The organism is Alcaligenes sp. AB3 (genome assembly GCF_031844565.1).
Taxonomy (GTDB): domain Bacteria; phylum Pseudomonadota; class Gammaproteobacteria; order Burkholderiales; family Burkholderiaceae_B; genus Alcaligenes; species Alcaligenes faecalis.
The window spans coordinates 57,631-80,028 of record NZ_JAUZVM010000011.1; the positions used below are offsets into that span (position 1 = coordinate 57,631).

At 58.5% G+C, this 22,398-nt stretch carries 23 protein-coding genes; 12 read left to right on the forward strand and 11 right to left on the reverse strand.

Annotation, left to right across the window (positions count from 1 at the left end):
* The first annotated feature begins 62 nt into the window (after positions 1–62).
* Entirely contained in the window at positions 63–1,256 is a 1,194-nt protein-coding gene (locus Q9R35_RS17040) for a multidrug effflux MFS transporter (protein ID WP_311220170.1), read from the forward strand.
* Positions 1,257–1,262: 6 nt separating this feature from the next.
* Here the strand turns inward: Q9R35_RS17040 and Q9R35_RS17045 are convergent, their stop codons facing one another.
* Positions 1,263–1,832 carry a DMT family transporter gene (locus Q9R35_RS17045; protein ID WP_063689415.1) on the reverse strand — a complete coding sequence of 190 codons (570 nt, stop codon included), beginning with the start codon at positions 1,830–1,832 and terminating at the stop codon, positions 1,263–1,265.
* Positions 1,833–1,921: 89 nt separating this feature from the next.
* Between Q9R35_RS17045 and Q9R35_RS17050 the strand changes: the two genes are divergently transcribed.
* Positions 1,922–2,818 (forward strand): LysR family transcriptional regulator, encoded by an 897-nt coding sequence (locus Q9R35_RS17050; protein ID WP_042488571.1) that lies wholly within the window; start codon positions 1,922–1,924, stop codon positions 2,816–2,818.
* 169 nt (positions 2,819–2,987) lie between these two features.
* Positions 2,988–3,962 carry a FecR domain-containing protein gene (locus tag Q9R35_RS17055; protein ID WP_063689412.1) on the forward strand — a complete coding sequence of 325 codons (975 nt, stop codon included), beginning with the start codon at positions 2,988–2,990 and terminating at the stop codon, positions 3,960–3,962.
* 35 nt (positions 3,963–3,997) lie between these two features.
* Here Q9R35_RS17055 and Q9R35_RS17060 read toward each other — a convergent pair whose 3' ends face one another.
* From Q9R35_RS17060 to Q9R35_RS17070, 3 genes are all read right to left on the reverse strand, one after another.
* A complete protein-coding gene (locus Q9R35_RS17060) occupies positions 3,998–5,557 on the reverse strand; it encodes a TerC family protein (protein ID WP_045930668.1) in 1,560 nt (519 codons plus the stop codon).
* 71 nt (positions 5,558–5,628) lie between these two features.
* On the reverse strand, positions 5,629–5,979 hold the full coding sequence (locus Q9R35_RS17065; RefSeq protein WP_123794700.1) for a hypothetical protein: 351 nt from the start codon (positions 5,977–5,979) through the stop codon (positions 5,629–5,631).
* 144 nt (positions 5,980–6,123) lie between these two features.
* On the reverse strand, positions 6,124–6,987 hold the full coding sequence (locus Q9R35_RS17070; protein WP_311220171.1) for a pirin-like C-terminal cupin domain-containing protein: 864 nt from the start codon (positions 6,985–6,987) through the stop codon (positions 6,124–6,126).
* Positions 6,988–7,178: 191 nt separating this feature from the next.
* Here Q9R35_RS17070 and Q9R35_RS17075 point away from each other — a divergent pair, with 191 nt between their 5' ends.
* The 4 genes from Q9R35_RS17075 to Q9R35_RS17090 are packed head-to-tail and all read left to right on the forward strand — an operon-like array spanning position 7,179 to position 11,688.
* Positions 7,179–7,916 carry a sterol desaturase family protein gene (locus Q9R35_RS17075; protein ID WP_045930670.1) on the forward strand — a complete coding sequence of 246 codons (738 nt, stop codon included), beginning with the start codon at positions 7,179–7,181 and terminating at the stop codon, positions 7,914–7,916.
* A complete protein-coding gene (locus Q9R35_RS17080; protein ID WP_063689404.1) occupies positions 7,913–8,827 on the forward strand; it encodes a fatty acid desaturase in 915 nt (304 codons plus the stop codon). Before Q9R35_RS17075 ends, Q9R35_RS17080 begins: the two co-directional genes overlap by 4 nt.
* 14 nt (positions 8,828–8,841) lie before the next feature.
* On the forward strand, positions 8,842–10,752 hold the full coding sequence (locus Q9R35_RS17085; protein WP_311220172.1) for a beta-ketoacyl-ACP synthase III: 1,911 nt from the start codon (positions 8,842–8,844) through the stop codon (positions 10,750–10,752).
* 3 nt (positions 10,753–10,755) lie between these two features.
* Positions 10,756–11,688 carry a DUF6999 family protein gene (locus Q9R35_RS17090; protein ID WP_045930673.1) on the forward strand — a complete coding sequence of 311 codons (933 nt, stop codon included), beginning with the start codon at positions 10,756–10,758 and terminating at the stop codon, positions 11,686–11,688.
* Between the two features lie 95 nt (positions 11,689–11,783).
* Here Q9R35_RS17090 and Q9R35_RS17095 read toward each other — a convergent pair whose 3' ends face one another.
* Positions 11,784–12,626 carry a branched-chain amino acid aminotransferase gene (locus tag Q9R35_RS17095; protein ID WP_311220173.1) on the reverse strand — a complete coding sequence of 281 codons (843 nt, stop codon included), beginning with the start codon at positions 12,624–12,626 and terminating at the stop codon, positions 11,784–11,786.
* A gap of 108 nt (positions 12,627–12,734) precedes the next feature.
* Between Q9R35_RS17095 and Q9R35_RS17100 the strand changes: the two genes are divergently transcribed.
* On the forward strand, positions 12,735–13,655 hold the full coding sequence (locus Q9R35_RS17100; RefSeq protein ID WP_311220174.1) for a LysR family transcriptional regulator: 921 nt from the start codon (positions 12,735–12,737) through the stop codon (positions 13,653–13,655).
* Positions 13,656–13,665: 10 nt separating this feature from the next.
* On the opposite strand, the gene Q9R35_RS17105 is transcribed toward Q9R35_RS17100, so the two are convergent.
* The gene (locus Q9R35_RS17105; RefSeq protein WP_311220175.1) at positions 13,666–14,769 is read right to left on the reverse strand and encodes a DUF418 domain-containing protein; all 1,104 of its coding nucleotides are present in this window, start codon (positions 14,767–14,769) and stop codon (positions 13,666–13,668) included.
* A gap of 78 nt (positions 14,770–14,847) precedes the next feature.
* Here Q9R35_RS17105 and Q9R35_RS17110 point away from each other — a divergent pair, with 78 nt between their 5' ends.
* From Q9R35_RS17110 to Q9R35_RS17125, 4 genes are all read left to right on the forward strand, one after another.
* Positions 14,848–15,435 carry a TetR family transcriptional regulator C-terminal domain-containing protein gene (locus tag Q9R35_RS17110; protein WP_311220176.1) on the forward strand — a complete coding sequence of 196 codons (588 nt, stop codon included), beginning with the start codon at positions 14,848–14,850 and terminating at the stop codon, positions 15,433–15,435.
* Positions 15,436–15,546: 111 nt separating this feature from the next.
* A complete protein-coding gene (locus tag Q9R35_RS17115; RefSeq protein ID WP_311220177.1) occupies positions 15,547–16,161 on the forward strand; it encodes a GrpB family protein in 615 nt (204 codons plus the stop codon).
* Between the two features lie 65 nt (positions 16,162–16,226).
* Positions 16,227–16,664, forward strand: a complete 438-nt coding sequence (locus tag Q9R35_RS17120; protein WP_063689381.1) for an acetyltransferase — start codon at positions 16,227–16,229, stop codon at positions 16,662–16,664.
* 65 nt (positions 16,665–16,729) lie between these two features.
* Positions 16,730–17,500: an APH(3')-II family aminoglycoside O-phosphotransferase gene (locus Q9R35_RS17125; protein ID WP_063689378.1), complete on the forward strand. Its 771-nt coding sequence runs from the start codon at positions 16,730–16,732 to the stop codon at positions 17,498–17,500.
* Positions 17,501–17,621: 121 nt separating this feature from the next.
* On the opposite strand, the gene Q9R35_RS17130 is transcribed toward Q9R35_RS17125, so the two are convergent.
* The 5 genes from Q9R35_RS17130 to Q9R35_RS17150 are packed head-to-tail and all read right to left on the reverse strand — an operon-like array spanning position 17,622 to position 22,338.
* On the reverse strand, positions 17,622–18,392 hold the full coding sequence (locus Q9R35_RS17130; RefSeq protein WP_311220178.1) for a fumarylacetoacetate hydrolase family protein: 771 nt from the start codon (positions 18,390–18,392) through the stop codon (positions 17,622–17,624).
* A gap of 6 nt (positions 18,393–18,398) precedes the next feature.
* On the reverse strand, positions 18,399–19,064 hold the full coding sequence (locus tag Q9R35_RS17135) for an aspartate/glutamate racemase family protein (protein WP_252605892.1): 666 nt from the start codon (positions 19,062–19,064) through the stop codon (positions 18,399–18,401).
* 7 nt (positions 19,065–19,071) lie between these two features.
* Positions 19,072–19,710 (reverse strand): flavin reductase family protein, encoded by a 639-nt coding sequence (locus Q9R35_RS17140; RefSeq protein WP_311220179.1) that lies wholly within the window; start codon positions 19,708–19,710, stop codon positions 19,072–19,074.
* A 1-nt stretch (position 19,711) separates the two neighbouring features.
* On the reverse strand, positions 19,712–20,974 hold the full coding sequence (locus tag Q9R35_RS17145) for a Zn-dependent hydrolase (protein WP_311220180.1): 1,263 nt from the start codon (positions 20,972–20,974) through the stop codon (positions 19,712–19,714).
* On the reverse strand, positions 20,971–22,338 hold the full coding sequence (locus Q9R35_RS17150) for an amidohydrolase family protein (RefSeq protein ID WP_311220181.1): 1,368 nt from the start codon (positions 22,336–22,338) through the stop codon (positions 20,971–20,973). Before Q9R35_RS17150 ends, Q9R35_RS17145 begins: the two co-directional genes overlap by 4 nt.
* Between the last annotated feature and the right edge of the window lie 60 nt (positions 22,339–22,398).

Sequence of the window (22,398 nt, forward strand, 5' to 3'; positions counted from 1 at the left end):
GGGGTACCATGCCCCTATCCCTGCGCCGATTCTGGCGCCCTCCCTGTTTTCCAAAGCTATCTATGAATTACCGCAAGCTGACCTTGGTGTTGGCGGCGTTGGCGATGCTGGGGCCTTTTGCTACCGATGCCTATCTGCCGTCATTTCACCGTATCGGTGTTGAATTTTCCGTTGACCAGTCAATGGTTCAGCAGACCTTAAGTCTGTATCTGTTTGGTTTTGCCTTCATGAGCCTGTTCTGGGGCATGTTGTCCGACAGTTTCGGGCGGCGTCCCGTGATTCTGGCCTCCCTGATCCTGTTCCTGATCGGGTCCGTGGGCTCGGCGCTGGCCCCCAGCTTTTCCTGGCTGTTGTTCTTTCGTTTGATCCAGGGCTGTTCGGCTGGTGCAGGGCGGGTCGTCGGTCAGGCCCTGGCGCGCGACTGTGTGCAAGGGGTGCAGGCCCAGCGCTTGTTTGCCCACATCACCATGGTGTTCAGTTTGGCGCCCGCGCTCGCTCCGGTAATGGGAGGCTATTTAAGCAGCTATTCGGGTTGGCGTTCTGTGTTCTGGATGCTGGCGGTGCTGAGCGTCGGCCTGATCGCGCTGTGCTGGCGGCAACTGCCTGAAACCTTGCCCGTGGCTTCACGCCAGCCCTTGAAACTGTGGGTGATTCTGGCCAATTATGCACGCGCCTTGAGCAATGGCCGCTTCGTGCTGGCGATCTCTGCCATTGCCTGTGCGTTTGGCGGCTTTGCCTTGTACATTTCGTCCGCGGCCAGTTTTGTGATTGGTGTGCTTGGCCTGACAGAAACCGCCTTTGCCTGGCTGTTCCTGCCCTTCATTGGCGGTATGCTGGGTGGCTCCATCCTGAATGCCCGCTTTGCCGAGAAGCTGGCTCCGGCACGCATGATTCGTCTGGGCCTGTCCCTTATGCTGGCTGGCGCGACGTTCAACACCGTATACAACTTGCTGTTCCAGGCTGACGTGCCATGGGCCGTGATGCCGATTTTTGTGTACGCCTTTGGCATGTCCATGGCCTTGCCGGGCATGACGGTGGTGACCTTGGGCACCTTCCCCACCATGCGCGGCCTGGCCTCCTCGGTACAAAGTGCCTGGCAAATGCTCTTGTTTGCCACCGTGTCCGGGGTGGTGGCCCCGCTGCTGTTCGACAGCGGCTTGTTGCTGGCCTTGGGCATGTTGTGTGCGGCTGCCTTGTCGGCCGGGTTCTGGTGGTGCAGCCAGTTCCGCTCCAAATCTACCGAGGCGTCCGCTTAAGCGACATCAAGAGCGGGTGTTGCTGTCAGCGCCTGCGCTTTGAGCGATAACCGGACTGTTTTTCTGAGCGCCACTGCCATCCGCAGTGGCGTTTTTGTTTTCAGCCGCGGCAGGCACGGAAGGGGTAAACCATTGCACCAGGCCCATGCCGACCAAAATCAGCAGCACGCCCGCGATGCGTCCCATATGTACAGGGCGCGGGGTCAGGCCCATCAAGCCGTAGTGGTCGATCAGCATGGAGCTGAGCATTTGACCGGCTACGACACAGACAATAAAACTGGCCGCGCCCATGCGTGGCGTCAGAATCAGGGCGGCGCTGATGTAAATGACGCCGCCAATCCCCCCCGTCCATACCCACCAGGGGGCGTGCGCCAGTTGCGCGGTCAGGGGAGCGGGGGCGCGCATCAGCCAGATTGTTGGCAGCACCAGGGCCGCACTGATACAGAGCGAGACCAGCGTGGCCCAGAGCGGATGCCCCAGGACTTTACCCAGAACGGCATTGCTGGCGGCTTGAAATGGCACGGCCGAGCCGGCAAAGACAGCTACCAACATACTGAACAAAGCGGTACCGGGCATGAGCGCATCTCCATAAGAATCAAAGCTCTATCTTGCACTATTCGCGATTCTTATTGAAATTAATAGTGTGCACAGTCATTATTCGTTCTATGGATGAGCTACGCCGTATAGACCTGAATTTGATGTTGAGCCTGCATGCCTTGTTGACCGAACAGCATGTGACGCGGGCCGCCTTGCGCCTGCACAAAAGCCAGCCTGCCGTAAGCCACGCCTTGGCGCATTTGCGCCAGGTGTTCAACGATCCCTTGCTGATACGCCGCGGCTCCCGGCTGGAGCTGACCGCGCTGGCCTTGCAATTGCAGCGCCCTCTGGAACAGGCTTTGCAGCAGCTAAATGGCCTGTTGGATACAGGCGGGTTTGATCCGGCCAGCGAACAGCGCGAGTTTCGTCTTGCCATGTCGGACTATGGTGCACAAATCGTTTTGCCTCCTTTGATGCGTTGTCTGCGTCGTGAGGCTCCAGGGATTCGCCTGGCGGTTAGCCAGGCCAGCCGGGAAGCCATGTTGGCCCAGCTGCGTGATGGCGAGATTGATCTGGCCCTGGGCGTGTTCTCGGAAATTCCGGCCAGTTTGCAAGCGCAGACCTTGTTTGAAGAACATCTGATCTGTATTGCGGATCGGGCCAGTCTGGCCAAGGGGCAGGCTCCTGCTCTGGAGGAGTGGTTGCAGCGTCCGCATGTGCTGCTGGCCATGCGTCCGGGTGGGGAAAGCGAGGTCGACAATGTCTTGAACCGGCGCGGACTTAAACGGCAGATCGTGCTGTCCTTGCCGCATTGGAGTGCTGCTGCTCAGGTATTGGCGGGTACGGATCTGATTTTGACGGTTTCCAGCCGCAGTGCCGAGCATCTGCGCGAGCAGGCTGAACTGGTGTTTTTCCAGCCGCCGCTGCCGGTTCCCTCGGTATCCTTTCAGCAAGTCTGGCATAGCCGTCGCCACCTTGATCCAGCCCATGCCTGGCTGCGCCAGCAGTTGATGCAGTGCTGTTAACCCCGGTCTTTACCCTTTATGACTGCCTGTCGCTTGACGATAGGGCCTGCAGTTTCCGACAATTTATGTTTGCTCTTGAAGATCAGCTTTTATCCGTTTAAACGGTTGGATAAAACGTTTTGGATTGCGATTGTCAGTCCTTGTGTAGTGCTTTTTGAATTGATTGTTGATGAACCCTGCTAATGCCTTGAATCTGGATGAAGACACCTTGCACAAGGAGGCACGAGCCTGGGTCAGCCGCCTGAAAACGTCCTCGCTGACCTCTCGTCAGGCCCGGGAACTGCGCCGCTGGTGTGGGCGCAGTCCTTCGCACGCCTCCGCTTTTGCGCACGCGCGCGAAATGTGGGATGCCATGCCCCAAGATCGTGAAGAGTGGCTGCGCGAAGCCAAGTTGATGAAAAAGCGCGGCCACCAGCCTGTGCGCCGTGCCTTGCTGGGCGGTTTGCTGGTGGGCGGCGGTGTGTATCTGGTGGCCAAACCCCCCATGCAGCTATGGCCTTCGCTGGCCGATTTGCGCGCCGACTACCGCACGGGGGCCGGTGAGCAGCGGCGCGTGCAGTTGCTGGACCATGTCTGGCTGGATATGAATACACGCAGTCGCCTGAATGTCAGCGACGACCCGCATCTGGGCCGCATTGTGGCTCTGCTCGATGGCGAAGTGGAGGTGCGCCAGTCCGAGCGCTCGGCCTCGGTCTGTACGGTGTTTGCCGGCGCTGGCTCCATTCAGACCTTTAATGGCCGTACCAATATTCGCTATCTGGACGGCAAAACCGAAGTTACTTGTTTGTCCGGCAGTGCTCAGGTGGATTTTGGTGGGCAAGGCTATCGTTTGGGTGCAGGGGAGCAACTGGTGTATGGACGCCATGCCATCAGTTCGGTACAGACGGTGGCGGCGGAGGATTTCCCGTCCTGGCGTCAGGGCCGTCTGACTTTTCATGAGCAGCCTTTGTCGCGGGTGCTGGCCGAGCTGAACCGCTATTGGGCAGGGCATCTGATCCTGCGTGACGCAAGCTTGGGGTCTGTCCTGGTCAGCTTTGCCGTCAACCTGGACAACTTGCCCGAGGTGCTGGACATTTTGCAGCAGTTATACGGCGTGGCGGTGATGCGCTTGCCGGGTGGAATCGCTCTTTTAAGCCGAGCCTGATTGAAAAAGGCCCGCTGTGAAGCGGGCCTTTTCTTTTACTCTTGTGGCTGCTCAGGTTCCTGCAAGCGGCTGACGTGTACCGTTGCAATACGACGCTGGCTGACTTCGGTAATCTCGAAGCGCAAGCCGTCTGCTTCAACAACCGTACCCACTTTGGGCAGGGAGTCCAGACGTTCCAGCAAGAAGCCGGCCACGGAGTTAAAGCTGCTGTCCTTCAGAAGCAGATCGTCCGCCTCCACCGCCTGGGCCAGCAGGAGCAAGTCTATGCTGCCGTCTACCTGCCACAGATTGGGGCCAATCTGCTGAATGGCGGGCTGTTCGTCCTCGTCGGGGAACTCACCGGCAATGGCTTCCAGAATGTCGATAGGGGTCAGCAAGCCTTCAATCGCGCCGTACTCGTCGGTAACCAGCACGAACTGGCCATTGGACTGCTTGAGCATGGCAATGGCGCTGAGCACATCGGTGTGCTCGTGCACGATGATAGGTTCGCGCAGGTCGGGCCACGACTTCACCTCGGGGTGGTCGTCCAGATCCGCCAGCAAGTCCTTGGCACGCGCTACACCCACCACCTGGTCCAGATCGCCCTGACACACAGGCAAGAAACTGTGCGGGGTAGAGCGCAATTGCTGGCGCAAGGTGTCGGTGGAATCCTCGATGTTGAGCCAGGTAATTTCCTGACGAGGGGTCATCAGGGAACGGATAGGGCGTTCTGCCAGGCTGAGCACACCGCTGACCATATTGCGTTCTTCGGTGCGGAAAGCCTGCTCGTCCAGTTCCAGCTGACCATCACTGCTGCTGTCGTCCTTGTCCTCATTCTTGCGGTTGCTCAGCATGCGCAGCACGGCTTCGGCCGTACGGTCACGCAAAGGTCGGCGCGACTGCGAACGCAGCAGGCTGCGGCGGGCAATCTGGTTGAAGAACTCGATTAGGATGGAGAAGCCAATGGCCGCGTACAGATAGCCCTTGGGAATCTTGAAGCCCAGGCCTTCAGCGGTCAGTGTCAGACCAATCATCAGCAGGAAGCTCAGGCACAGGACCACCACGGTGGGGTGGTTGTTCACGAAGGTGGTCAGTGGCTTGGAGGCCCAGATCATCAGCGCAATCGAGATAATGACGGCTGCCATCATGACGGGCAGTTGATCCACCATACCCACGGCAGTAATGACGGCATCCAGCGAGAACACGGCGTCCAGCACCACAATTTGAGCTACCACCACGCCAAAGCTGGCATAGGCCTTGTTGGTGCTGGAGTGATGATCGCCGCCTTCCAGACGCTCATGCAGTTCGCTGGTGGCCTTGAACAGCAGGAACAGGCCGCCCAGCAGCAGGATCAGGTCGCGGCCCGAGAAGCTCAGCGGTCCGATGGAGAATAGCGGCGTGGTCAGGGTGACCAGCCAGGAGACGATAGTCAGCAGACCCAGGCGCATGATCAGCGCCAGAGACAGGCCGATCAGGCGAGCACGGTCGCGCTGATGCGGAGGGAGTTTATCGGCCAGAATCGCGATAAAGATCAGGTTGTCGATGCCGAGAACAATCTCCAGCACCACCAGAGTTAATAAGCCGACCCAGATGCTGGGATCGAGTAGCCATTCCATGATGTTGTCCTGTTAGACAGATAAATAAGTGCAAAAAAGCAAAGAGGCAGGGCGCAGCGGCGCATCAGGGATCAGACGCGGGGCGGGCGGTGCTCCGGGGCGAATTCGCAACAAATAGCGGGCAGGGAATAAGGCGGGCAAGCCGAGGGCCAGGCATGCAGCCAAAAAGACTGAACCGGGCAGGGCAAAGGTGTGTCTGCGTGATCGGCGTACTGTTGCATGGGCGTGTGCGCCAGAATGGCGCTGAGCTGCTGCAAAGGATGGCTCCCGGGTTTGACACGGTGTTCCGCAGGCTCGGCCGCATGGGATTCGTGTTGAACGAATAAAGCGGACTGACCACCTTGCACAGTGGCGTGGTAGTGAGAGCTATAAGCCTGCAGGGGAAGGATCAGAAGTAAGACGACGACGAACCAGCGTCTCATAGTGTCTAAGGGAAGTCTGTGACGGGTCAGTATATCGTATGCGGACAAGTTCAAGGCAAGTGCCAGATCAAGTTCTGCACGCCGGCAGCAAGCGTCAAGCCTGGCCGCTCGTGAAAGAGCCCCGTGCGGGCATAGAGGGGATGTTCATCCCAGGCAGCCAAATCGGCCCTGATCAAAGTCGGCCAGAGCCTGGATAATTTCCTGTTGTGTATTCATCACAAAAGGGCCGTAGGCCTGAACGGGCTCATTGATGGGTTCGCCGCCCAGCAAGAGCAAGCGGGTGTCGTTGTGGGCCTCCAGTGCAATGTGCTGCCCTTCCTGTTCCAGCAATACGACCTGGCTTGGGCGGGCCAGGGTTTGCTGGTTCACCCGCACGGCACCACTGAGCACCAGCAAGCTGCTGTTCCAGCCCTCAGGCACCTGGAAGCAGGCTTGATGTCCGGCTTTGACCTGTATGTCCCACAAAAGCAGCGGGCTGTGGTGATGGGCAGCGCCAGGCTGTTCCTGATACTGACCCGCTATGACACGAATCGTGCCGGATTCATCTGGCAGGGCACGAACGGGAATCTGCGTCTTGGACAAATGCTGCTGGCTGGGAGCCCGGGATTTTGCATGGGCAGGCAGATTTACCCACAACTGCACCATTTCCCATGGACCGCCCTGGCGGGCGAATTGCTCGGAATGACGGGCCTGATACAAGAGACCGGAGGCTGCACTTAGCCAGTGCACATCGCCGGGCTCCAGAATGCCGCTCTGGCCGGTAGAGTCGCGGTATTCAAGCTCGCCCTGATACACCAGGGTGACGGTTTCAAAGCCACGCTGGGCAGAACCATGCACCTTGTGTCGTCGACTGTGGGGTGAGTAGTGGGTGGGAGCGGCGTAATTCAGACGTAAAAAGGGGCTGTGCCGGTCTGCGTGATCCTGATGGCTGAACAAGGTGCGCGCCGCCAGACCATCGTCGCCCCCCAGGGACGGACAGGGATTCAGGATGCTGGCGACTTTTTTCATGGCACAGGTTCCGCTTAAAAAACGCATGCCTTCAAGGATAGGGGCCAAATCCCGCCATGATTAGCCCCTGCCAGTGCAAAACTGTATTGCTGGGGCGGGCTGGACGAATGTGAGCAATTAGTAACCAAATTAACAAACGTAATCTTCCTGAGCGCGCTAGCATTAGCGCACTTTGTTACGTAGAGAGTGGAATGGGGCAGGCTTTTCAGGCCTTGAGCGTCTGGCAGGTGATGGGCGTGGGCTTATTGTTCTTCGGCGGTATTTATGTGCTGTTCGCACTGGGCACCTTGGCGCTGACACATTGGCTGTTTCCTGCCTTGGGTTGGGGACGCCCTCTGGACACGCGCCCTTTGCGTCCTGGCCAGTTGCGTCGGGAACTGAAGCAATCCGCCACGGCCATCCTTATTTTCGGCACAGGCATGATTTTCCCCTGGGGATTCTTGCAGCTGGGCTGGGCGCATTTGACGCCCGATGCCAGCGCGACCCGTATTGCCCTGGAAATTCTGGCTCTGGTGATCTGGAACGATGTGCACTTCTGGATCAATCATCGTCTCTTGCATACCCGCTGGTTGCGCCGCTATCACGGCCCGCACCATTCGTCCGTGGTGGTGACACCGTTTTCCACCTACAGCTTTCATCCGCTGGAGTCGATCATGCTGGGCAATGTGATCTTGCTGCCCATGGTCGTGCATGACTTCAGTTTCTGGTCGCTCTTGTCCGTGCCTCTGTTCAGCCTGTTTTTCAACAGCATTGGCCACTCCAATTACGACTTTTTCCCCACGGTCTCCAGCCGCAACTGGCTGGCAGCCAGCCGTCGTCATCAGCGCCATCACGCGCAGTACAACGGCAATTACGGTTTTCAGTTCAGCTTCATGGATCGCCTGTTTGGCACCCGTTTGCCTGATCGCCCCGAGGAGGCGCGGGGATGAGCGCTGCGTGGCGTTTGCGTAAGCCGCGCGATTGGCAAAGCCTGCTGTACCTGATTGCCTATCCAGTGCTGGTGGTCGCGCTGTGGCGTGGCGGTTTCTCCTGGATTCTGTACGGCTTGCTGCTGTTCCTGACGTTGGGCATAGGCGTCATCAACCACAACCATCATCACCTGCGCATGTGGCAGGGTCGTCTTCCCAATCGATTGACGGATTTCTGGCTGACCCTGGTACAAGGCCATCCCACTTGCGTGTTCTGGCCTGCGCATGGGCGCAATCACCATCGCTATAAACATGGTGAAAAAGACGTGGCCCGCACCTACCGTTTCTGGCGGGGCGACACCAACGACACGCTGGGCTGGCTGATGCACCCCTTTGAGGCCGTGCCTGCGCTGTACCCCACGATTTTTGGCTGGCTGGGCAGCTTGCGCCGGCATTGGCCGGGCGTCTGGGCCTATTGCATGGCGCAGTACGGTGTGTGGCTGGCTAGCTGGACGCTGGCCCTGGTGCTGGACCCGGTGAAAGGTTTTTTGTACGTCATCCTGCCGCAGCTGCACGGTTTGCACTGGCTGCTGACCACGAATTATCTGCAACATGCTCATGCCGATGGCAGTCATGAGGGCCGACATGGCGAGCAACTGGCCTATGCCCGCAATTTCGAGGGCCTGGTCAATCCCTTGCTTTTTAATATTGGCCTGCATGTGGCTCACCATGAACATTCTCGCGCGCACTGGTCCGAGCTGACCCGGCTGCACGACACCGAATACCGAGCCCGCACCCCGGACGCCTTGAACGAAGGGGGGCTGGTGCCTTATATGCTGCGTGTTTTTGTGCTGGGCCTGTTTGTGCCCCGCTACCGCAGTCAATCCTTGAACGCCGTGGGCCAGACGGAGCGTCGGCGTGATTCCGTGTAATCAGGAGTATTTTTATGCCCGTGGCCTTTGAGCACGTTGTTATCCATCAGGCCCAGTGGTTCATGCCCGGTGAGCCGGTCGATAACACCGCCATGGATAACTTTATTGCCCCCTTGAATCGTATTTCGGGGCGTATCAAGCAGCGCATTCTGGCCGAGAACGGCATTCAGCAGCGCTACTACGCCATTGGTGAAGATGGCAGTACGCGCTGGAGCAATACGGCCATGGCCGCCAATGCCATCCGCAGTTGCCTGGAGCAGGCGGGTTTGGACATGGGCGATATCGGTCTGCTGGCCAGCGGCTCGTCGGGTGGGGATTTGCTGATGCCCGGTTTTGCCAACGCGATTCAGGGTGAACTGGCGGCTCCCCCGCTGGAAGTGCATTCCGTACACGGGATTTGCGCTGCGGGTGTCACGGCTTTGCAGACGGTGGCCCAAGGTATTGAGCTTGGAGCGCATCGTCATGGCATGGCCGTAGCCAGTGAAATGCCTTCGCGCCTGTTCCGTCGTTCGCGGTTTGCATCGCAAGAATATCAGGCAGACTTTGATGCGCATTTCTTGCGCTGGATGCTGTCCGATGGCGCGGGTGCGGCTTTGCTCAGCCACCAGGATCAGGTGCTGCCCACCACGCAGCCCGGTGTGCGTTTGCGCCTGCGCTGGATTCATCAGAAATCCTTCTCCGGTGACTACCCCGTTTGCATGCAGCTAGGTGCGGCACGCGATTCCACCCGCAGCCACCTGGATTACGACTCCTGGGCCGACGCCGAGCAGGCCGGTGCCTTGTCCTTGCGCCAGGACATTCGCCTGCTGCCGCACTTGTTCGACATCGGCATTCACGAGTACGTGAAACTGGTGCGCGATGGCTGGGTCGACCCCGAGCGCATCAGCCACTTCCTGTGCCATTACTCGTCCGAAAAATTCATCCCCGTGGTGGCCGATCTGCTGGAACAGGCTGGCCTGGGCATTCCCGCCGAGCGTTGGTACAGCAATTTGCGCTGGCGCGGCAATACGGGCGCGGCATCCATTCTGATCATGCTGGCCGAGTTCATGCGTGACCGGACCTTGACGCCGGGCGAGCAGATCCTGTGCTACGTGCCCGAGTCGGGCCGCTTCATGACGGCCTATATGCTGCTGGAAGTGGAAGCCTGCGATGCACCGGCTCCCGCTGTGTCCTACCCGTCTGTCAAGCAATCGGTCGCTGCGTCCTCCGATCAGGTAGATATTGCTCCCCCGCATGACCCTGCCACGGCCCCGCAAGGCTTGCGCGATTTGCTGACGCAATTGGCCCCCATCTGGCACGACTATCGCTCCCAGGTGTGGCGCACCCCCTTGCTGCGCAGCTTGCACGATGGCTCGATTCGCATGCAGGACTATCAAAAGTGGATGGCAGACTGGATTCCCCAAGTGCGTGAAGGAGCCAAGTGGATGCGCGAAGCCTGCGACTCCCTGTCGCCCGCTTACGCGCCGCTGGCCGAGCTGATTCGTCTGCACGCGGGCGAAGAACAGGACGACTTCAAGATTCTGTTCGAGGATTATCAACATGCGGGCGGCACTGCGACCGAGATCGAGCAACTGAGCCGTAATCCCGGCGGTCAGGCCCTGAACTCATATCTGCATGCGCTGGCGGCCAGCCAGGACCCGATTGGCTTGCTGGGTGCGATTTATATTATCGAAGGCACAGGTCAACGAATCGTGCCGGCCTTGTTACCTCTACTGAAATCCTCGCTGTCGCTGGAACCGAATATGTACCGTTTCCTGCACTATCACGGCATGAACGACGAGCATCACCTGGCCCGTTGGCTGGTGGCGGTGGAGCTGGCTTTGGATTGCGATGAAACAGGCCGCGCCGAGCAGATTATTATTGAAACCGCACGCCGTACCGCCGCCCTGTACCTGATGCAGTTCCAATACGCGAAAGAGTTTTAAGTCATGGATCAAATTCCGGATTTTTTAAGCAAGCCGCATGACCCGCAGGATCCCAATCCCTGGCGGGCCCTGTATCTGGATCGCAGCACGCCTTTGCCTGATGAAGTGAAGCAGGCCTGGCTGGCCGATTCCAGCTCTTCGTCACGCCAGTATTTGCTGCCGTTCTTGCGGCCACTGGCACGCTTGATGATTGTGCTGATTCAGATTGTTAAAACCTTTTTGCCGCGCAAATGGTCGCACTCGGGCCTGTTGCATCGCATTCTGGTGTGGGGCCTGAAGCGCTTTGTTTCGCCCCAGGCCAACTGGCTGATTCTGCGTCACTTTCATCTGGGTTCACAGGTGCTGGCTTTTATTGCCGCCAACTCGCCCACCAAGGTGCCGACCACGCCGCTGACGCCCATGAACATCGACGAATTGCGCGATCACACCTTTGTGAAGCACGATTTGAATCTGTTCAATTTCGTGATCCGGCTCAATCAGACCTTGCGGGACAATAATCAGGAAATCGGCCCGCCGGAGCGGGTGGACTTCTCCATGATTCAGCCCGTGCCCCTGGCGCTGGACGATATGCCGCAAGGCCCGCTGAACAAGATGGACCTGCAAAGCGCCATTGAACTGTTCACGCCCTTGTACCAGTTGCTGCTGACCGATAACGACTTTTGGCGTGCGGCTAACTCTCTGCAATTGGACGAGACTATCGGGATTTATGCGGCCAAGATTTTGCAGGCGCCCGAGCACCTGATTCTGGTGAACAATGGCCACCCTCTGGTGCCCATGTCGACCTTGCGAGCAGGCTACCGTCTGGTGCTGCACGGCTTGTCGACAGAGATGTTGCATAGCCTGCTAAATCAGATGAAGCAGGCGCAAGCGCAGCAGGATAGCGGGCAAGCGCCGGACTTGGCGCAAGACAATAGCGCAGCGTCGCCTGAAGTGTGAGGTAGAAAAAAACGGCTCATTATTGAGCCGTTTTTCTATTGGGCATACGGCCCACATCCAGTCATGCTGATCGCCTTCTGGCAATGTTGCGAGACTTAGTTGCGCTGGGTATAGGCCATGTACAGCTCGTGGGCACGGGTTTCAATCGGGCCGTGCGCGTAGTGGCGATCGTCAATGCGATTGCAGTGCAGAACCTTGCCGTAGTTGCCGGTACTGAAGACTTCGTCCGCATCCAGTACGTCTTGCGGTGTCAGGCTGGCTTCACGCACTTCAATGCCATCGTCGCGCAGCAGTTGCATGACACGTCGGCGGGTAATGCCGTTCAGAAAGGTGCCGTTCAGCTCGGGCGTCAGCACCACGCCGTCACGAACAATCCACAGATTGGCAACAGCAAATTCGGCGATCTTGCCTTTGGAGTCCAGCACGATGGCGTTGTCAAAACCGCGTGCACTGGCCTCGCGCAAGATGCGCTGGGTATTGGGGTACAGGCAGGAAGCCTTGGCATCGGTAGGTGCCATGGAGGGGTCCGGGCGCAGGAATTCACTGAAAGTGGCGCTAAAGCCGCTGTCGTCCGGCATGGGGGATTCAAAAATATGAATGGCTAACTGGCTGGTGGCTGGATCGGGCTGGATGAAACCGCCGGGCGCGAAATACAGCAGCTTGATGTAGTAATCCGTGCTGTGGGACAGCTTTTTCAGGCCTTCGTGCACCAGTTCTACAGTTTGCTGGGGCGTCATCACCGGCTCCATGCCCAAGGTGATGGCCGATCGGTTCAGGCGCTCACAGTGCAGGTCCAGATCCGGAGTATGGCCCTGAATGGAACGGGCACCGTCAAAAACGGTTGTGGCCATCCAGAAAGCATGGTCCGTGGCACCAATCAAGGGCGCGCTGGTGTCGCTCCATTGACCATTGGACCAGGTGATTTCGTTGTTACTCATGGGACATCCCTCCTGATTTTGTTGTGGCGTAGTGGCAATTTATCTTGCCGTTGTACTATTTCCAATACACATAATAGAGAGCAAGAAACGACTTGAGGTGGTGTCAGCGTGCTATCTGATATTTATAAAACATATAACTGGACGCTGGCCGAGCTGCATGCTTTCTGCCTGATCTGCGAATGCCAGAACCTGAGCCAGGCGGCGCTGCGTATCGGGATCAGCCAGTCGGCCATTTCCTTGATGGTGCAGCGGTGGCGACAGGCTTTGGGCGATCCCTTGTTCGTACGAGCGCGCTATGGCGTCGCGCCCACGCAGATCGCCATTGCGCTGCGCGAAAAGCTGCAACCCTTGCTGGAAGAGGTGGGCATTGCCTTGACGCAAACCCAGGGCTTTAACCCTGCCCAGTCTACGCGCGTCTTCAAAGTTCACATGACGGATATCGGCCAACTGGTTTTTCTGCCGGGGCTGAACAATTTTGTCGCCAAACACGCGCCGGGTATTCGTCTGGTCATCAAGAATCTGGGCTGGGAAGCGCTGGAAAGCGGCTTGAGTTCGGGCGAGATTGATCTGGCGATTGGCTCTTTGCCCATGATTAAAGGGCGAGTGCATTCGCGCGTGTTCCGTCATGAGCGTTATGTGACCGCCATGCGCAAAGGCCATCCCCTGGCCAAAAACGAGCTGGATCTGGAAGCTTTTGTGGCGGCTGATCATCTGGCCATTGATGCCACCAGCAGCGGGCACTCTCTGGTGGAAAACGCCCTGCGTGCTCTGGACATGCGACGCAATATCAGCCTGACCATTCCGCACTATTTGGCGGCTGAACAGATTCTGGTCAGCAGCAATTATTTGCTGACTGTGCCCAATGTGGCTGTGCTGTCTTTTCAGGACCCCGCCGCCTTGTGCATTGTTCCAACGCCGCTGGCCTTGCCCAGCTTTGATGTGCGCGTGCACTGGCATGAGCGCAGTCGGCAGGACGAAGGTGTGCGCTGGTTGCGCACGGCCATTTCGGATTTGTACGGGCAGCGCTAATAACGCCGTCCTAGTGTCGTTTGACACCGTAGGTAAAACGCCTTAACACCGCTTCCAGTGGGCCGCGTCCCCAGCGCTGGGCGATCAGGCCTGTCAGGCTCATGGCCAGCAGAGCCAGGGCGATGGCAATGGCTAGCAGTGCCGCATTGCCAAAGGAATCAAACAGATCCAGGCCATAGCTGCTGAAAATCAGACCAGCCAGAATGCCTTGGCTGACATAGGCACTCAGCGAACTGCGGCCCGCTTCAATTAGCACATTGGGCAGGCTGAACCATTGTCCGCAACGCAGCAGCAGGCACAAATACACCGTGGACAATAAAGGCGCGCCGATTGCGATGCTGAAAAGGCCTAGCAAGCCCATCAGATTCTGTTCGTTGGACATGCTTGCGCTAAAGAGGTTGATCGCCAGGGCCAAGGGCAAGAGCCAGGGCAGGGCGCGGCCCAGTTTTTGTTGCCCAGGGCTATGAGCTTCAAAAAAGTTGCTTTTGGCCGCGGCCAAACCCATCAACATGGCTCCAAAGGCCAGCGGTCCCTGGTAAAGAAACAGGAAAGCAAAGGACTCTGGCCACTCGCTGACACGTGCCAGTGTTGCTTCGGTAAAAGCGCCACCTAGTGAGTACACCGGGGCCATGTCTTCGGCATCCGCCAGCAAATAAGCGATCAGAGCCAGGCTGACAATCTCCACCAGCACCATCAACAACGCCACCTTGATCAGTCTGCGCGGGGCGAGTTTGCGCAGCGGCCAGATCAGCACACCCAGCACCGAGTAAAGCAGCAACATGTCGCCGGTAAAAACCAGCGTCGCGTGCAAGCAACCCAGCACGGCCAGGCCGAGCATGCGGCGGAAATAACGACTGCTCAGGGGGACGCCAGCACGTTCAGCGGAGCGCGCCTGGATTTCTATGCCCCAGCCAAAAATCAGCGAGAACAGCAGGAAGAATTTGCCCTGAAACAGAAATTCGATCAGAAAGGCGGCCGTGTGATCGTAGCTAGGGGACGTGACTGTCGGGTCACTGTCGGTCAGTGCCAGATAGGGCAGGTTCACCACACAAATACCGATCAGGGCAGCGGTGCGAATCAGGTCGATGGAGGAGTTGCGAGAAGCCGTAGACATGGATGTTTATTGATTGAGCGCTTGTTCAATGTCATAATATTGAGCGCTTGCTCAATGTGTCAATAGGGAGGGAAGGGGATGAATGAAAAAGAAGACAGTGCCACACGAATTCGACAGGCCGCTGTGGAGATCCTGCTGGAAGTGGGGGTACGTGCCGCCACCACTCGTATGGTGACCGAACGGGCTGGTGTGGGCCGTGGACTTTTAAACCATTACTTTCGCTGGTCCGAATTGCGGGCCGAGGCCTGGGGCGAGATTTTTGACCAGTTGCTCGATCAGGAAGCACAAGGCTCGCAAGAGCCGCAGGTCTTGATGGAAAGCTATCTGAGCACAGCCTTTGAGCAGAACAATCGCATTTACTGGTTCTTGTGGCTTGATGCCACCGATCTGGCCAAAACCGATGCCGCTCTGGCGGTGGTGATTACACGAGTGCAAAGCCGAATGCTGGAGCAGTTGGCCTCTTACCTGAGGCTAGGGGCCGAGCAAGGGCTGTGGCAGGCCCCCGATCCCGAAGGTATTGCGCTACGGCTGTCCGCCTTGTATGACGGTCTGGCCAATATGTTGCTGACGGATTCTATCGATCTGAGTTCGGAGCAAGCCGAACAACATTTGCGGCATTTATTTTTTCTGGAAACCCGGCCGATTCTGGCGGGCAGTGCAGGCTAGGGAGGGAGGACAGTGCGTGGCTGGTGGGTGGATAGCCCTGACGAATAACGATGGATCTGCCCGGCTCATTAGGCTGAGGGTACAAGGTCCGTCGTATCAAGGAGAAGTTGTTTGAATAATCAGAACAAAAACGTGTCTGTACGGGCAATGGAAAAAATCACCACCTTCGAGGATGGCGATCCCCATGAGAATCCCTGGGTGGCAGGCCAACCCAAAGCAGAGCTGATCGAGGTTCAGGCCTACGACGCGAACTGGCCTGTGCTGTATCAGCGCTTGGGCCAGGAGATTCTGAAAGCTTTGGGGAGCAAGGCTCTGACCATTGCGCACGTAGGGTCGACCGCCGTGGTGGGCCTGCCTGCCAAGCCTGTGATTGATATTGATGTGCTGGTGGCGGACCCGGAACAGGAAGAGGACTATGCGCCTGCCTTGCAGGCCTTGGGCTACGAGCTGAGCATACGCGAGCGTTCCTGGTATCAGCACCGTATGCTGCGTCAGGAAGAGCCGCGCGTGAACCTGCATGTGTTTGGCTCGGATTGTCCCGAGCATATTCGCCATATCCTGTTTCGGGATTGGCTGGGCACGCATCCCGAGGATTTGCAGCGGTACGCCGAGGCCAAAATGCAGGCCATAGAAGGGGCTGACACAGTGCGGGACTACAACCAGAGAAAGCAGGCTGTGGTTCGGGATATCTACCGGAAAATCTTCGAGTCCCAAGGTCTGCTGTAACCCTGAGATGTTTTCTCGGGGGTGATCCTCCCACTGAAAACCAGATGAACCCCTGAAAGGGAAAGATGATGAATATCCGCCATTCGCGCCCGGAAGACGGGCAACGTGTTGTTGAAATCTGGCGCAAGGCCGTCGATGCTACACACGACTTTTTATCCGCTCAGGATCGTCAGGAAATTGATGAACTGGTCTGCGGTTTTCTACCTCAGGCCAGTTTGTGGCTGGCGGTGAACGAGACGGATTACCCGCTGGCTTTCATGCTGGTTGACGAAGGCCATATGCAGGCCTTGTTTGTGGACCCGGACAGCCGGGGCACGGGTGTGGGCAAGGCCTTGGTGCTGCACGGCTTGAGCCTGCATCCCAGCATGACCACCGATGTGAATGAACAGAATGGGCAAGCTGTGGGTTTTTACGAAAAAATGGGCTTCAAGCGTATTGGCCGCTCGCCTGTGGACGATCAGGGCAAGCCTTATCCGCTGATTCATCTGCAATATCAGGCCTGATTTGCATCGCTGTTTGATTCCCTGGGTGTGATCCCCGCTCCCTGTTTTTAGCAAGGTTGTTGAGTATGAGTTTTCCTGCTGCCTGGCAGACCCGACTGGCCGCCGCCAAGGTGCAGCGTCAAACCATAGGGGAGTCCGGGGCCGAGGTCTGGCGTCTGGATTGGCCCGATGGCTCCTGTCAGTTTGTGAAGGCAGAGGATGATCTGCCCTTGGCCGAACTGCCCGATGAAATCGAGCGTCTGGGCTGGATGCACGCGCAAGGTCTGCCTTGTCCCGAAGTGCTGGATACGCTGGTCGCAGATGGACGCCATTGGCTTCTGATGAGTGCCGTTCCAGGGCTTGATCTGGCCTGTACAGAAGGCCTGTCTCCCCAGCAAACGGTGGAGTTATTGGCTTTGTCCTTGCAAAGCCTGCACCGCTTGCCACTTGAATCTTGCCCCTTCGATCATCGCCTGGAGCACCGTTTGGCCGATGCCAGCGCACGGGCGAAAGCGGGCCTGATTGATGAAGAAGATTTTGACGATGAACGCCAGGGCATGCCGGTTCAAAGCCTGCTGGACGAGCTGTATGCCAGCCGCCCCATGCAGGAGGATCTGGTGGTTACCCATGGTGATGCTTGCCTGCCCAACTTCATGGTGCATCAAGGGCAGTTCAGTGGCTTTATCGACTGCGGACGCCTGGGCGTGGCGGATCGTTTTCAGGATCTGGCGCTGACGGCGCGCAGCATAGAACGCAATTTGGGTAAGGAGTGGCTGGCGCCTTTCTTTGCCCTGTACGGCGTGGAAATGGATGCCGAGCGCATCGCTTTCTTCTGCCTTTTGGACGAGTTTTTTTAAATCCGACGGGTCTGTGTAGACGGGCAAGTGCGTCAACCCCATCCGCTTGCTTCTCCTCGCCGCTTGCTTCTCCTCGCATAAAAGATCAGCCAGCCCACTGCCGTGCGCTGGCGTTGTGCTCTTATGCGCAGACAAACTCCAGTTCACCGATCCCTTGAATGGCGGCTTGAATCCGGTCGCCGGGAGCGGCATACAGCATGGGCAGGCAAGTGCCAGTAATGATGACCTGACCCTTTTGCAGCCCGCCAAGATGGTGACTGCCCTGATTGGCCAGCCAGATCAGCAGCCGTGTCAGCTCGCCCGCTGGATTCTGGTTTGGGCCTTGCAGCAAGGTTTGCTGTCCCACTTGCAGGCGCGCCCATTCAGGCTGTAGCAATGCCATGTCTTGCGCGGCGATACCTTGTGCTTGATGGACCAGCGATCCGTGGCTGGCCAGATCAGCCAAGGTGGATAGACGACCCACGGTGTCGCGCTGCGCAAAACGGGATTCCACAATCTCGACTGCCACACAGACCTGGCTGACTGCCTGCCAGATTTGCTCCATGGAGTAGGGTACCTGGTTGGGTGGCAAGTCCTGACCCAGAATCAGGCCGATTTCCACTTCCATGCCACGCAAGGACAGGTCTTTACCGGCGGGAATATCCGGGCTGGCGTAACGAAAACGCTGGGGCAGGGGGGCGCAGGTAGGCGGGGCCACGCTATTGGCCGCGCCGACTTTCCAGCCGCCTATGGGGCCCAAGGTTTCCATTTGCGCAGCCTGAACACGATAGGCCTGATCAAAAGACGCAGGGCGCAGCGATTCGGGCCAGTCCTCGATGGGGCGGTTCTCTTGGCGAGCCTGAAGCAGCCGCTGTGCGGTTGCCAGGCAGTCGGATTGCAGAGGGGCGTTCATCAAGGTTTACCAGCCTAATAAGCAACGGCCCAAGGCAACCGCAACGGTCGCCTGCGTGGGCTCCACGACGGCAATGCCCAAAGTCTGTTCCAGCGCCTCGCGCTGATTGGCCATACCAGCACAACCCAGCACTACAACATCGGCACCGTGCTCATCACGCAAGCGCTGGCCAACTTCTGTCAGGCGTTGCAGGGCTTTTTTCTCGTCAGCCAGCTCCGACACGCCCATATTGATGGCCAGATCGGCTGCCAGACGGTCTGTCACACCCATTGCGCCAAAGTAGCGCAGGTGACGCGGAATGGAAGCCTGCAAAATGGACAGTACGCCAAAGCGCTGGCCCAGTGACAAGGCGGTCAGCACGCCGGTTTCGGCAATACCCAATACAGGCACATCCACCGCTTCGCGCAAGGTGTACAGGCCGGGGTCGCTGAAGCAGGCCACTACATAAGCAGCGGCGTCTTCTTTGACGCTCAGGGCCTGGGCGCGCAGATGGGGAATCAGGGTGTCAATATCAGTTTGGCTTTGTACACCCGCTGGGCCTTGAGGCAGGCGCAGGCAGGAAATAGCTGGGCCATCGGCCAGACGCAAGGGCTGGACAGCACGGTCCAGGCCATCCGTTACGATCTGGCTGGAATTGGGGTTCAGAACGTAGATATGAGGGCGACGGTTCATGATGTTTTTATGTTTGGGTGGGCGGTAGCCCGTTTTGGTGGCTTAATTTTTCTGACTGAAAGCGGCCTTGCAGGCCGACATACCAGTCAGAGCCATGCATGCGCCCGATAGGGTCGTAAGCATCAATATCGATGCGCCCTTCAGGCGTCAGGATGGTGTCGTCGCAGTGCAAATGCAGGATTTCGCCAATGACGATATGGCGTAGCGGGCCCAGGTCCAGCGCAGTGTGCAAGCGGCATTCAAACTGCACTGGGCATTGGGCGATACGGGGCGGCTGCACCTGCACGCTGGGGGCCAGATCCAGGCCCGCTTGCAGATGTTCGGCCTGCCCGGTCGGGTACGCAATGCCGCAGATATTCATGGCGCGTGCCGTCTTGGCGCTGATCAGGTTCACCACAAACTGGCCGGTGCCCAGAATATTGCGGGTGGTGTCCTTCAGGCCATCGGCAGAGTGCGCATCGTTTTCCAGGCCCAGTGCCAGCACGGCAGGCTCTGAACCCATCACATTGAAGAAACTGAACGGGGCCGTGTTCACGCACCCCTGCTGGTCACAGGTCGTGACCAGGGCAATGGGGCGCGGCAACACAGTGTTGACCAACAAGCGGTAGCGTTCGCGTTCGCTGAGCTGATCACAGGACCAGTCCATGTCAGCTCTCCAGGCTCTGGTCTAACATGACAACGGTCTGATACAGAACCCGCGTACCGTCCAGAAGCTGCTCGGAAGTAATGGATTCTTCGGGGCAATGGCTGCGACCATTCAGGCAAGGAATGAAGATCATGCCCATGGGGCCGCTGGGTGCCATGTAAACCGCATCGTGACCGGCTCCGCTTGGCATCACCATGCTCTGATATCCCAACGCACTGGCGGCCTGCTCGATAATGTTCATCACATCGGGCGTGCAGTCTGTGGGCTTGGCCAGGCTGACTTGCGCCGCGTCCAGACCCAGGCCCATGGCCTCGATTTCCGGGCGCAGCTGGGCCAGCAGTTCCTCGGTGAAGTTCTGCATCAGCTCCTGACGGTCGCTGCGTACTTCCACCATCATTTCTACGCGTCCGGGAACGGCATTGGAGGCGTTGGGCGTCAGGTTCAGGTTGCCAATGGTGGCGACCAGATAGTCTGGCCCACCCAGTGCACGGCGGGCCTTGCGGTCCACTTCACTGATAATCAGACTGGCACCGACCAGGGCATCACGACGTATGTCCATGGGTGTGGTGCCGGCATGGTCCGGACGACCTGTGATGATGATGCGATGGCGGCAAATGCCCACGATATTGCTGACCACACCTATGGGCAGATTGCGCGACTCCAGCACTGGCCCTTGTTCGATATGCAGCTCGACAAAAGCGGCAGTATCACCGGGTGCTCGACGGGCCTGGGCCAGTTCCTGGGGGCGGCCACCGATGCGGGCAATGCCTTGCGCCAGTGTTTCGCCCTGTGGATTGCGTTCGGCCAGCATGGCGTCTGACAGGACCCCGCCCATGGCACGGCTGCCTACGCATGACACGCCATAGTCGCTAGGTTCCTCAGACAGAAAATCCACCACTTCAAAAGGATGATCCAGCTGGATGTTCTGCTCGTTCAGGCAGCGGGCCACTTCCAGCCCGGCCAGTACGCCGATGATGCCGTCGTAGCGTCCGCCATACATCACGGTGTCGCAGTGCGAGCCGGTGGTAATCGGTGCCAGGCCGGGCTTGCGCCCTTCGCGGCGACCGATCAGATTGCCCGCGGCATCCATGCGTACGCTCAGGCCCGCTTCCTCGAACTGTTGCAGCAACCACTGACGCGATTGCAGAAACAGATCGGAGAAGGCGCGGCGTGTCCAGGGCTGGTCGGGCAGCGTGAACGCGGCCAGCTCCTGGGTGCTGCGCCACAGGCGCTCCTGATTCAACAAGGGCATGGCCAGACTCATGACAGTTCGCCTGCTTTGTGCGGACGGATGAACTGACCGTCGCCCGCCGCGTTACGCACGGTTTTGCCATCCCAGGCCAGTTGGCCGCGCACATAGGTGGCTTCCACACGTACCTGGAATTCACGGTCCTCGAAGGAGCTCCAGGTCACGGCGGACAGGCTGGTGGACGGGTCAAAGCGGTAAGTTTCGGGTTTGACGATCACGATGTCGGCATCTGCGCCCACATTCAGCGAGCCTTTGCGGTGTTCCAGCAGGAAGTGTTGGGCAGGGCCCCAGCACAGTTGCTTGACGACCATGGTCGGGGAAATGCCGTGCTCGGCGCAGCCTGTCCAGAAGGCGGGCAGCAGCGTTTCCAGACCAGGACCACCGGAGGAGTTCTGGAACACATTGTCAAACTGCTTGCGCTCCAGGCCCCAGCTTACGTGGTCGGAGGACACGAAGGTACATTCGTCGTTGGCGATGTGGGTCCAGAGCAGATCCATTTCCGCCTTGGGGCGAATGGGTGGGTAGTGCTTGGTCTTGGCACCGAAACGGCGGGTGTGCTCTTCGTGGTTCAGCATCAGGTACTGCACGCAGGTTTCAATCGAGGCCTTGTGGCCTGCCTGACGGTACATATTGCAGATTTCAAAACCGCGCGACAGGGACACGTGCACGGCGTGGGCACGGGCGCCGGTCTGGGCACCGATCTCATAAATGGCGCTGGTGGCCAGGTTTTCGATCAGTGGTGTGTGGGCGCGCAAGAATGCGTCCCAGCCCGTATCACCGGCTTCGACCATGCGCTTGATGTTCTTGCGTGTCAGTTCCTGATCCTGGTTGTGCACACCGCAGGCCAGGCCGGAGGGGGCGATCAGGCGGAAGGCTTCCATCAGAATGTCTTCTTCCACGCGTGGGAAACGGTTGGGGCTGGCTTCAAAGGTAGAGAATTTGAAACCACAAACGCCGCCTTCAATCAGGCCAGCCGCGGCTTCCAGACCATGCTGATCGTTCAAAGTGCCGTAGCAGGCCACGTCCACGTGGCAATCGCTTTCAATGCGGGCAATCTTGTCTTCCAGCTGCGGGCGGGAAGCAACAGGTTCGGGATCGTCGTAGGGCATTTCCACCATGGTAGTCACGCCACCGGCCGCTGCCGCACGCGAGGCCCAGCCTAGACCTTCCTGATTGGCCTGGCTGCCGGAGTGCACCTGACCGTCCAGCACGCCGGGCATTACCCACATGCCACGTGCATCCACATGCTCACGGGCCGAAGGAGCCGCGCCAACGCCACAGGCCGCTACTCGGCCTTCACGCACGGCCAACCAGCCGTCAGTGATGATGCGGTCGCGCTCAACAATATTTCCTCGTACTACCAGATCGAAGTCGCTCATTATCTTCCTCCTTGGATGGCTCGGACCCGCGTATGTCGCGTGTCCGTAATCGTGTTCGTT